Origin of the sequence: Streptomyces sp. NPDC046831 (assembly GCF_040645305.1) — a bacterium.
Taxonomy (GTDB): domain Bacteria; phylum Actinomycetota; class Actinomycetes; order Streptomycetales; family Streptomycetaceae; genus Streptomyces.
Map to the genome: position 1 here is coordinate 103328 of NZ_JBEYXZ010000024.1, position 10941 is coordinate 114268.

At 70.8% G+C, this 10941-nt stretch carries 11 protein-coding genes and 1 rRNA gene; 1 reads left to right on the forward strand and 11 read right to left on the reverse strand.

Features of this window, described 5'->3' with window-relative positions; translation table 11 throughout:
- Positions 1-2 precede the first annotated feature (2 nt).
- Positions 3-374 (forward strand): PRC-barrel domain-containing protein, encoded by a 372-nt coding sequence (locus ABZ920_RS20895; RefSeq protein ID WP_361506878.1) that lies wholly within the window; start codon positions 3-5, stop codon positions 372-374.
- On the opposite strand, the gene ABZ920_RS20900 is transcribed toward ABZ920_RS20895, so the two are convergent.
- The 11 genes from ABZ920_RS20900 to rrf form a co-directional block, all read right to left on the reverse strand.
- Entirely contained in the window at positions 296-1759 is a 1464-nt protein-coding gene (locus tag ABZ920_RS20900; protein WP_361506881.1) for a DNA polymerase IV, read from the reverse strand. The genes ABZ920_RS20895 and ABZ920_RS20900 overlap by 79 nt on opposite strands.
- 207 nt (positions 1760-1966) lie before the next feature.
- On the reverse strand, positions 1967-2650 hold the full coding sequence (locus tag ABZ920_RS20905; RefSeq protein ID WP_361506884.1) for a MerR family transcriptional regulator: 684 nt from the start codon (positions 2648-2650) through the stop codon (positions 1967-1969).
- Positions 2651-2968: 318 nt separating this feature from the next.
- Entirely contained in the window at positions 2969-3442 is a 474-nt protein-coding gene (locus ABZ920_RS20910) for a bifunctional nuclease family protein (protein WP_004934251.1), read from the reverse strand.
- A gap of 85 nt (positions 3443-3527) precedes the next feature.
- Positions 3528-4265 (reverse strand): MerR family transcriptional regulator, encoded by a 738-nt coding sequence (locus tag ABZ920_RS20915; protein WP_361506887.1) that lies wholly within the window; start codon positions 4263-4265, stop codon positions 3528-3530.
- Between the two features lie 40 nt (positions 4266-4305).
- On the reverse strand, positions 4306-5190 hold the full coding sequence (locus ABZ920_RS20920; protein WP_361506890.1) for an FHA domain-containing protein: 885 nt from the start codon (positions 5188-5190) through the stop codon (positions 4306-4308).
- A 130-nt stretch (positions 5191-5320) separates the two neighbouring features.
- The gene (locus ABZ920_RS20925) at positions 5321-6178 is read right to left on the reverse strand and encodes a DUF881 domain-containing protein (RefSeq protein ID WP_361506893.1); all 858 of its coding nucleotides are present in this window, start codon (positions 6176-6178) and stop codon (positions 5321-5323) included.
- A gap of 5 nt (positions 6179-6183) precedes the next feature.
- Positions 6184-6516 (reverse strand): small basic family protein, encoded by a 333-nt coding sequence (locus ABZ920_RS20930; protein WP_003988855.1) that lies wholly within the window; start codon positions 6514-6516, stop codon positions 6184-6186.
- Complete coding sequence (locus ABZ920_RS20935; RefSeq protein ID WP_361506896.1) at positions 6513-7409, reverse strand: DUF881 domain-containing protein; 897 nt, start codon at positions 7407-7409, stop codon at positions 6513-6515. Before ABZ920_RS20935 ends, ABZ920_RS20930 begins: the two co-directional genes overlap by 4 nt.
- Positions 7410-7518: 109 nt before the next feature.
- Positions 7519-10014: a mannose-1-phosphate guanyltransferase gene (locus ABZ920_RS20940; protein WP_361506916.1), complete on the reverse strand. Its 2496-nt coding sequence runs from the start codon at positions 10012-10014 to the stop codon at positions 7519-7521.
- A gap of 115 nt (positions 10015-10129) precedes the next feature.
- Positions 10130-10738, reverse strand: coding sequence for a CDP-alcohol phosphatidyltransferase family protein (locus ABZ920_RS20945; protein WP_361506899.1), 609 nt, complete (start codon positions 10736-10738; stop codon positions 10130-10132).
- A gap of 108 nt (positions 10739-10846) precedes the next feature.
- Positions 10847-10941 (reverse strand): 5S ribosomal RNA (rrf, locus tag ABZ920_RS20950); the annotation flags it as partial.

Consider the following 10941-nt stretch of genomic DNA (forward strand, 5'->3'; position numbering starts at 1 on the left):
CCGTGCGAACCGAAATCGACCCGCGCAATCTGATCGGACGCAAGGCGTTCGACCGCGACGGCAACAAGATCGGCACCGTGGACGAGGTGTACCTCGACGACGCGACCGGGGTGCCGGAGTGGGCGGCGATACGCACGGGCCTGTTCTCCCGGGACGCCTTCGTGCCCCTGGCGCCCAGCGAACTGGTCGAGGGCACCCTGCGCGTCCCCTTCGACCGCGCCCTGATCAAGGAGGCCCCCGACTTCGGCGTCGGCCGTCACCTCTCCCCCGAGCAGGAACTGCAGCTGTACCACCACTACGGCCTCGACGTCGCCTCCGCTCCCCCGGTCCCCGACCACGAGTTCGGCAAGCTGGCGGGCTCCGAGGAGACCTGAGCGCCGGCTCCGTCCGGCCCCGCGGAGACCCCACCGCCCTCCTCACCCGGTCCCCGCGGCACCAGCGGGAGCGGATCCGCGGGCTCCAGGTCCGGATCGCCGACCCGGAACGTCCGCACCCGCCCCGGTGCGGAGTAGGGCGTCTCGAACCGGACGGTGACACGGCCCAGGCCGCTGCCCTGCACCCAGCCGTGCCCGTGCAGCGCGTGGCGCACGTCGTGTCCCGCGGGCCAGCGCCGCTCACCGGGTTCCGGCTGCTCCTGCGACGGCTCCTGCTCCGCCGGCTCCTCCGCGAGTCCGGCCTCGCGCACCCCGGCCGCCTGGGCGAACAGGTCCTCCTGCGTGTAGTCGGCGAGCCCCGTGACCCCGACGCCGAGCAGCCGCACCCCGCCCGTGGTGTCCACCGAGTCCAGCAACCGGGCGGCCGCCTCCCGGACGACGGCCGGGTCGTCGGTGGGTCCCCGCAGGGTCTCCGACCGGGTCAGCGTGGAGAAGTCGTACCGCCGTACCTTCAGCACGATCGTCCGGCCCGACAGCCCGGCCCCGCGCAGCCGCCGCACGCACCGGTCGGCGAGCCGCTGCACCTGGAGGCCCACCCGGAGGCGGTCGTGGATGTCGACGTCGTAGGTGTCCTCGACCGAGACCGACTTGGCCTCCCGCTCGGCGACCACGGGCCGCTCGTCGTGCGCCAGCGCCATGGCGTACAGCGCGTGCCCGTGCGCCTTCCCCAGCAGCCGGACCAGTTCGTCCTCGCCCGCCTCGGCGATCTCGCCGACCGTGTGGATGCCCGCCCGCCGCAGGTGGTCGCCCGTCGCAGGCCCCACGCCCGGCAGGGTCCGCACCGGCATGGGTTCGAGCAGGGCGCGCTCGGTGCCCGGCTCGATGAGCACCAGGCCGTCCGGCTTGGCCTGCTCGGAGGCGATCTTTGCGAGCATCTTGGATGCGGCGAGACCCACGGACCCCGTCAGTCCCGTGACCGCCCGGATGTCCGCGCGCAGCTTCGTGCCCACCGCCCGCGCGGACTCGGCGTCCCACGCCGCTCCCCCGGCCTCCAGGTCCACGAAGGCCTCGTCCAGGCTCAGCGGCTCCACCAGCGGCGACAGCGCCCGCAGCAGCCCCATCACCTGCTCGCTGATCGCCCGGTAGAAGGCGAAGCGCGGCACCAGGTACGCGGCGTTCGGCGCCAGCCGCCGCGCCTGCGCCATCGGCATCGCCGAGTGCACCCCGAAGACCCGCGCCTCGTACGACGCGGTGGCGACCACACCGCGCGGCCCGAGACCGCCCACGACCACGGCCTTCCCGCGCAGGCTCGGCTTGGACGCCTGTTCCGCCGAGGCGAAGAAGGCGTCCATGTCGAGGTGCAGGATCGTGGGCGCGGTTCTCACACCTCCGATGCTGCACCACGCCACTGACAGCACCGCATCCCGGGCACACCCCGGCGGGCCGGGACGCTCAGGAGCGGAGGAAGAGCCGGAGGACCGGTGACCACCGGAGGGCGGCGTTCGATCCGCCGCGAGCCCGACGGACCGGCGAGGCGAGCCAGGCGGCCCCACGAGGCGAGCCAGGCGGACCGGCTACCCGGCCGACCCGCGTCAGACCGCCCTGTTGCGCCGGCGGGCCAGTTCGTCGGCCGGGTTGTGCCCGACCAGCGTCTCCCCGGTGTCGACGCGCTCCCCGTGCAGCTGCGACAGCGCGTTCTCCACGTCCCGCCAGACGACGCCGACGGCGATCCCGAAGATGCCCTGGCCGCCCTGGAGCAGTGCGTGGACCTCGTCGGGCGAGGTGCACTCGTACACCGTGGCGCCGTCGCTCATCAGCGTCAGGCGCTCCAGGTCGTGGAAACCCTGCTCCCGCAGGTGCTGGACGGCGGTGCGGATGTTCTGCAGGGACACCCCGGTGTCGAGGAAGCGCTTGACGATCTTGAGCACGACCACGTCGCGGAAGCTGTACAGGCGCTGCGTGCCGGATCCGTAGGCGGGCCGCACGCTCGGCTCGACGAGACCGGTGCGCGCCCAGTAGTCCAGTTGCCGGTAGGTGATGCCGGCGGCCGCGCAGGCCGTCGGGCCGCGGTAGCCGATCTCCTCGGACGCCATGGACGTCGCCCCTCCGCTGCTCGGCACGGCCGTCGGTCGCTGCGGAGCGCGGTCGGCCGCACCGCCGTGCTGGGCGTGCCCCCAGCCGGGGCGGGGCCGAGAGCTGGGAGGAGGGTACGGACCGCTTCCCCCGACACCGCGTCCGGGGGCACCCCCAGCCGTACCGTCGCCGCTGCTTCCCACGCCGACCTCCGTCCTCGACCTGCCTTCTCGACGGTAGGCAGTCACCAGGGGCGCGTCAACGATCGCCACACTCGGCACGCCGAGTGATAATCACCCTAAGAGTGGTTTCCCGAACCCCACCGCGGGGAAAGGCTAGCCGAATGCCCTGGCCGGAGCCGCGGAACACCACCAGACCAGTGGCATGTGCCGACGGACGTCCGCCCGCCCGAGCCCTGCCCGGTCCCACCCGGAAACCGGCGCCCGGACGACCGCCTCCCTCCAGCCCCCGCCCACGCCCGTCGGGGCCGTACGCCCCGGGCGTGCGGCGACCTGCTGGTTCTACTGGTTGCTGGTGCCGAAGTCCTCCGGCGAGATCTGGTCGAGGAACTCGCGGAACTTCTCCACCTCGTCCTCCTGCTCGTCCGGGATCGCGATACCCGCGTCGTCGAGCACCGTGTCGCTGCCGTAGATCGGCGTCCCGGTGCGCAGGGCCAGCGCTATGGCGTCGGACGGGCGGGCGCTCACCTCGACCCCGCTCGCGAACACCAGCTCCGCGTAGAAGACACCCTCGCGCAGATCCGTGATGCGTACCTCGGTGAGCTCCTGCCCGACGGCCTCCAGCACGTCCTTGAACAGGTCGTGCGTCAGTGGTCGCGCGGGAGCCATGCCCTGCTGGGCGAAGGCGATCGCCGTCGCCTCCCCCGGCCCGATCCAGATGGGGAGGTAGCGGTCGCCTCCCACTTCACGCAGGAGCACGATCGGTTGGTTGGAGGGCATTTCGACCCGGACACCTACGACATCGAGCTCGTTCACACAGCAACCCTAGGCCGTGGTCGCAAGGTTTGGGTAGTCGGGCCGGGAACGGGTGGCCGATCCCGGCCGCACCGTCCCGCCCCGGTCACGGCAGCCGCACCCCGAGCGCGGTCTGCACCAGCGCCGCGTGCAGCCTCGCCGTGAGCTCGGCCAGCTCCCTGGTACGGGCCTCGGCGTGCGCCCTGGTCTGCGGATTGCGGTGCCGCCTCAGCGGTGCCACCACCTGCTCGACGAGCCCGGCCTCACGGTCGGCGGCCGCCTTCATCACCCGCAGGTGCCGGGGTTCGATCCCATGACGGCCCAGCTCGGAGACGAGCGAGGCGACCGTGACCGCCTCGGCGTCGTAGACCCCGTCCGCCAGCGGAGTGACGAGCCCGTACGACTCCCACTCCTCGAGGTCCCCCGCCTCGATCCCGGCGGCGGCCAGCAGCTCGGCCCGGCCGATCCGGGCCGCCGTCGGCGTCTCGGGGACCGCCGGCACGGCCTCTCCCTCGCGCTGCCGGCCCAGGACCGGCAGCGGAGCCGCCTCGCCGCGCTCCATCGCGTCCAGGTGCTCGCGAATCACCTTCAGCGGAAGGTAGTGGTCCCGCTGCATCCGCAGGACGCGGGCGAGTCGCTCGACGTCCTCGGCGCTGAACTTGCGGTACCCCGAGGGGGTGCGCCGGGGCTCGACGAGCCCCTCCGACTCCAGGAAGCGGATCTTCGAGATCGTGACTTCGGGGAACTCGTCGCGCAGCACGTTCAGCACCGTGCCGATGCTCATCAGCCCAGTGTCCGCGGCGGCGGCGCCGTAGCCGGCACCGCCGCTCGGTGGTTGGCGCATGGACCTTCCCTGGGTCCCCCCGGAGGCGTCGGGGGGACGGTCAGATTGCCTGCCGGCTCGCGTAGAAGACCAGCCGGTACTTGCCGATCTGCACCTCGTCACCGTTGGCCAGGGCGACCTCGTCGATCCGCTCCCGGTTGACGTACGTGCCGTTCAGGCTGCCGACGTCGGCCACCGTGAACGAGCCGTCCGGGCGGCGCCGGAACTCCACGTGCCGGCGCGAGACCGTCACGTCGTCCAGGAAGATGTCGCTCTGCGGGTGACGCCCCGCGGTGGTCAGCTCGCCGTCCAGGAGGAAGCGGCTGCCGGAGTTGGGTCCGCGGCGCACCACCAGCAGGGCGGAGCCCAGCGGGAGCGCGTCGACGGCCGCCTGCGCCTCCGGGGAGAGCATCGGCGTCTGGCCGGTCGCCTCGGCGTCGTAGGCCTCGATACCGGAGATGGAGATCGTGGAGGTGGTCTCCGACGGACGCTCCGCCGCCGCACCGGCCCGCAGCGGCGCACCGCAGTGGGAACAGAAGCGGCTGTTCTCGGCGTTGCGGTTGCCGCACCTCGTACACACCAGGGCCGACATGGACGGATCCTCCTGCCGCGGCTGCCCCGCCGGGGCTTGGGACGCGTACGGGTCGGTGGCAAACCCTCCACCCGTACCTGAGGTTGACGGTTGCCCGAAACCTATGCCGCCCGCCTGGGCCGGGTCAACAGACGCCGCGCCCTGACCACCGGAAATGTCGCCGCCCGGACCGGCGACCTGGTCCCGGAACAGCGGCCGCTGGCCCTCCGCACCGGGCTCCGCGCGATGACGAGCGGACGCGCTGCCGCTGTCCTCTCGTGCGCTCTTGCCGAACAACTTCGCAAACAACTTCACGGGCGATTCCCCTTGACCGAAACAGACCCGCCCGTGGGGCAGGACGAACCCTGACTGCATACACCGGCCGACCCGGACATCCTCACAACGTCCGTATCCACCAGACAGTTTCCACCACGCACCACCCGATTGGTGCGCCGACCCCCCGCAACCTCCTGCCCTTCCCGGACGAGCCCCATGCTCCCGGTGCTCACCGGGAGGACGACCGAGCGTAGTCAGGCCGCTTCGCCGCCCGCAAGGCGTCAACGACGATCTTGTCCGACCGCTCGACGGCCACCGTGGCCTGCTCCTTCTCCAGGGTCTGCACCACGCCTCCGGGGATGTTGAGCGCCGGTTCGAGGTCCTGCGGCTTGCCGATGACCTTGAAACGATACGGCGTGCCGATCTTGTTCCCGTCGACCTCCACACCCTTGCCGGAATCCGTGAGGTACGTGCCGGCGACGACCCGTACGCCGTTCACCTGGATCGCCTCCGCACCGGCCGCGCGCAGCTCCTGGATGGCGTCGAGCAGCATGTCCGCCTCGACCGTCCCCTTCGTGTCGTCGACCGTGATGGTGATGCCGGGTCCCTGCGCCGCCACGGTGCCCGCCAGGATGCCGAGTTGCCGTTCCTTCTCGGCCGTCTGCTTGCGGGCCTCCTCGGCCTGGTCCGAGCTGTTCTCCAGCTCCTGGCGCTGCTTCTCCAGACCCTGCTTCTCGTCCTCAAGACGCTGAGTGCGGTCGTCCAGTTCATCGAGGATGCGGACAAGATCTTCCTGGCGTGCCCCGCGCAGCGCGCTGTCGCTGTCGCTGTTGGAGGCGACCTGGACGGCCAGGCCGAACCCGAGGCCGAACAGCAGCAGCGCGACGATCAGTTGGGCGCGGCTGAACCGCGGCGGCCACAGGCCGTCGGCCAGCCGCTGCCGGCCGGTCAGCGCGGCCCCGGCCCCAGCGCCCGGCGCCGTCCCGGGCGTCGCGCGCGGCACCTCACCGCCGGCGGCCCCCGCGGGCACTTCCTCGGGCAGTTCCCTGCGCAGCGGGGTCCCGGCCTGCTCGTCCTGCTCGCTCATCGGCCTCACGCCCGGAACACGTGCCGTCGGATCGCCGCGGCGTTGGAGAAGATACGGATACCGAGGACGACCACGACGCCCGTGGACAACTGGGCGCCGACGCCCAGTTTGTCGCCCAGGAACACGATCAGCGCGGCCACGACGACGTTCGACAGGAACGACACGACGAACACCTTGTCGTCGAAGATGCCGTCGAGCATGGCCCGCAGACCACCGAAGACGGCGTCCAGTGCCGCCACGACGGCGATCGGCAGGTAAGGCTCGACGACCGCCGGAACCTCGGGCCGGACCAACAGGCCGGCCACGACTCCCACGACGAGGCCCAGTACGGCGATCACGATGTGCCCTTCTCAGTGCTCGGCTGTGCGGTACGAACGATGACGCTGGGTGCGGCGGGCAGCCGGAGGTCGCTCTCCACGGAGATGGCGGTCCGGATGCCGAAGTTCTCCTGGAGGGCGTTCAGATACAGCCCGTCCGGGCTGTTCTGGAACCGGTCGCTCAGCCGGTCGCCGTCCCCCACCGCGAGCACCGTGTACGGCGGGACCAGCGGCCTGTTGTCGACCAGTATGGCGTCACCCGCGGCGCGGATCGCGGACAGGGCGGTCAGCCGCTGCCCGTTGATGGTGACGGCCTCGGCCCCCGACTGCCACAGTCCGTTGACGACGCGCTGCATGTCCCGGTCGCGCACCCGGCCCGTGTCGGAGAAGCCCGCCGCCTGACGGGGGTCCGCCTCGCCTCCGGTCCCGGCCTCCTTGGCGTCGTCCACCACCAGCTTCACACCGGGGCCGTGCACCGCGGCGGCGCCCGACAGGATGCCCACCAGGTCGGCCCGGTCGTTGCCGCCGCTCTGCTTCAGCGCCTTGCGCTGGCGGGCGCTGACGTCGTCGCGCAGCTCGTCGACGGCGGCTTCGAGCTTGTCCGCCGCCGCGGTCTCGCGGTCGATGCGGTCGATCAGCTCCTCGCGCTCCTTGGCGACGGTCGGGGCCGCGACGCGCGCCTGCGCAGCCCCCACGGTCACGACGAGGGCGGCGAGCACCAGGCCGCCGGCGAGACCCAGCTTCGCCCTGAGCGTCTTCGGCATGCCCCCTTCGCCCGCGGCCCTCTTCCGCTCGGCGGCCTCGGCGTATCCGTCGTCGAGGCTGTGGTCCATGACGTTGGTGATCAACGACATCGACGCGTCCGGACGGGAGGGCCGCGCGGGTGTGCTCCGAATGGGGGGTTGCTGCGGCATGCCGCACATCGTCGCACGGTCCGGCCGGTACCTCCGAACGGCCCCACCGGCGTGCCGGACAGGCCCCCTTGGGGGAGACTTGTCCGGCACGCGTACGCGCTGTCCGTATTTACCGTCCGGCGCTGTCCACGACGGCCGACCACTCGTCCAGCAGTGCCTGGGCGGACGCGTCGTCGGGACCCTCCGCCCACAGGTGCGTGACCGCCTCGGCCGGGTCCGGCAGCACCAGCACCCAGCGGCCGTCGGCCTCCACGACCCGCACGCCGTCGGTGGTGTCGATGTGGCGGTCCCCCGCCTCCTCGACGACCCGGCGCATGACCAGGCCCTTGACGGCCCACGGGGTGGCCAGGTCCCGCTTGAGGACGTGGGCCCGCGGGATCCGGGCGTCGATCTGGCTGAGCGTGAGCTGCGTGCGCGCCACCAGGCCGATCAGCCGCACGAAAGCCGCCGTGCCGTCGTAGACGCTGCTGAACTCGGGAACGATGAACCCGCCCTTGCCGTCACCGCCGAAGATGGTCCCTTCCTCGCCGCCGACGCGCGTCAGGTCGTCGGGCGAGGTGGTCGTCCACTCCACCTGGGTGCCGTGGTAGGCGGCCACCTGCTCGGCGATCCGCGTGGTGGTCACCGGCAGGGCCACACGGCCGCTGCGCCGTTCGGCGGCGACCAGGTCGAGCATGACCAGCAGGGCGCGGTCGTCCTCGATGATGCGGCCCTTCTCGTCCACGAGGGACAGCCGCTCGCCCACGGGGTCGAAGCGGACACCGAACGCGGCTCCGGAGGACGCCACGATCTCCCCGAGACGCACCAGGCCGGAACGGCGCATGTCGGCCGTCTCGGTCGGCCGGGACTCGTCGAGACCCGGGTTGATGGTCAGCGAGTCCACGCCGAGCTTGCCGAGCAGGCTCGGCAGGACGAGCCCGGCGCTGCCGTTCGAGGCGTCCACGACGACCTTCAGGCCCGACTCGGCGATCCCGGTGGTGTCGACGTTGCGCAGCAGCGACCCGGTGTAGGAGTCGAAGACGCTGGCCGGGAAGTGCAGGTCACCGATCTCACCGGGGAACGCGCGCCGGTACTCCTGGCGCGCGAAGACCCGGTCCAGCTTTCGCTGGCTGGCCTGCGACAGGTCGGCGCCCTGGCTGTCGAAGAACATGATGTCGACCGAGTCCGGGACTCCGGGCGTGGTGCGGATCATGATGCCGCCGGCGCTGCCGCGCGCGGTCTGCTGCCGTGCCACCGGCAGCGGCACGTTCTCCAGGTCGCGGACGTCGATGGCGCTGGCCTGCAGCGCGGAGATCACCGCCCGCTTGAGCGCCCGGGCGCCACGGGAGTGGTCACGGGCCGTCGTGACGGTGGCGCCCTTCTTCAGGGTCGTCGCGTACGCACCGGCGAGCCGCACCGCGAGCTCCGGTGTGATCTCGACGTTGAGGATGCCGGACACCCCGCGCGCTCCGAAGAGGTGCGCCTGCCCGCGCGACTCCCAGATCACCGAGGTGTTGACGAAGGCGCCGGCCTCGATGGTCTTGAAGGGGTAGACCCGCACATTGCCCTGGACGATCGACTCCTCGCCGACCAGGCACTCGTCGCCGATGACGGCGCCGTCCTCGATCCGCGCGGCCCGCATGATGTCGGTGTTCTTGCCGACGACGCAGCCGCGCAGGTTGCTGTGCTGGCCGATGTACACGTTGTCGTGGAGGACGGCTCTGTGCAGGAACGCGCCGCTCTTGACGACGACGTTCGACCCGACGACGGTGTGCTCGCGGATCTCGGCGCCGGCCTCCACCTTGGCGTAGTCGCCGATGTAGAGCGGCCCCCGCAGCACGGCGTCGGGGTGGACCTCGGCGCCCTCGGCGACCCAGACGCCCGGGGAGAGCTCGAAGCCGTCGATGTCGACGTCGACCTTGCCCTCGAGCACGTCGGCCTGCGCCTTGACGTAGCTCTCGTGCGTGCCGACGTCCTCCCAGTAGCCCTCGGCGACGTAGCCGTAGATCGGCTTGCCTTCCTTCATCAGCTGCGGGAAGACATCGCCGGACCAGTCCACCGGGACATCGGCCTCGACATAGTCGAAGACCTCGGGCTCCATCACGTAAATGCCCGTGTTCACGGTGTCGGAGAAGACCTGGCCCCAGGTCGGCTTCTCGAGGAAGCGCTCGACCTTGCCCTCCTCGTCGACGATGGTGATACCGAATTCCAGCGGATTGGGGACGCGCGTGAGACACACGGTCACCATCGCGCCCTTCTCCTTGTGGAACCGGATCAGGTCGGTGAGATCGAAGTCCGTCAGGGCGTCACCGGAGATGACGAGGAAGGCATCGTCCTTCAACGCCTCCTCGGCGTTCTTGACGCTTCCGGCGGTACCGAGAGGCTTCTCCTCGTTGGCATATGTGAGCTCCATGCCGAGCTCTTCGCCGTCACCGAAGTAGTTCTTGACCAGCGAGGCCAGGAACTGGACAGTGACGACGGTCTCGTTCAGCCCATGCCGTTTGAGCAGCCGCAGCACATGCTCCATGATCGGCCGGTTGGCCACCGGCAGGAGCGGCTTGGGCATGCTCGAGGTCATAGGACGAAGGCGTGTGCCTTCGCCTCCGGCCATCACGACGGCCTTCATGTCGGAAGCGTCCTCCTCCAAGAGACGACGGTCTAGCCGACTTCACCCGTCAAGATTGTCCCGCACTTTTTCAAAGCGGGCCATCGAGCCACTGCGGCCGCCCCCATTGGCGGGCTCAGTCGGCCATGGCGTCCGCACGGACCAGGCGGCGGACTTGTACCACGTACAGGACTCCTGCCCACCAATAGAGGGTTGTACCCCATCCCGCGAACGCCCATCCGAAAATCGCAGCGAGTGACGCGATCCATCCGCTTCCGTCGCTGAGCAGCAGGAGCGGGAAGGCGTACATGAGGTTGAACGTGGCCGCCTTGCCGAGGAAGTTCACCTGCGGCGGCGGATAGCCGTGGCGCCGGAGGACGCCCACCGCCAGCAGCAGCATGAGTTCTCGGGCCAGAAGGAGCGCGGTGAGCCATACGGGCAGGATTTCCCGCCACGTGAGCCCGACCAGGGTCGACAGGACGTAGAGCCGGTCGGCCGCGGGGTCGAGAAGCCGGCCGAGGCTGCTGACCTGGTTCCATCGCCGTGCGAGCTTGCCGTCCAGGTAGTCGCTGACGCCGCTGAGGGCCAGCACCAGCAGCGCCCAGCCGTCGCTCCTGGGACCACCGAACTCCGGCCTGAGGATGAGCCACAGGAAAAGGGGCACGCCGATGAGCCGTGCCATGCTGAGGATGTTCGGGATGGTGAGGACCCGGTCCGTCTGGACCCGGGTCTCCTGTACCTCCACCCGGGGGCCTCCTGGGAAAACGTGCCGACGATGCTCTGAGACCTTACCTCAACGCAAAAAAGCTCCGGCTCTCGGGCTGCATGCCCAAGAGCCGGAGCTGTAAAGGTAGTTCGGCGGCGTCCTACTCTCCCACAGGGTCCCCCCTGCAGTACCATCGGCGCTGTGAGGCTTAGCTTCCGGGTTCGAAATGTAACCGGGCGTTT

Coding starts and splice junctions, on each gene's coding strand:
- ABZ920_RS20925 (WP_361506893.1), bottom strand. CDS start 6,178: ATGAGCGAGCAGGACGAGCAGGCCGGGACCCCGCTGCGCAGGGAACTG.
- ABZ920_RS20935 (WP_361506896.1), bottom strand. CDS start 7,409: ATGCCGCAGCAACCCCCCATTCGGAGCACACCCGCGCGGCCCTCCCGT.
- ABZ920_RS20915 (WP_361506887.1), bottom strand. CDS start 4,265: ATGCGCCAACCACCGAGCGGCGGTGCCGGCTACGGCGCCGCCGCCGCG.
- ABZ920_RS20940 (WP_361506916.1), bottom strand. CDS start 10,014: ATGAAGGCCGTCGTGATGGCCGGAGGCGAAGGCACACGCCTTCGTCCT.
- ABZ920_RS20920 (WP_361506890.1), bottom strand. CDS start 5,190: ATGCAGTCAGGGTTCGTCCTGCCCCACGGGCGGGTCTGTTTCGGTCAA.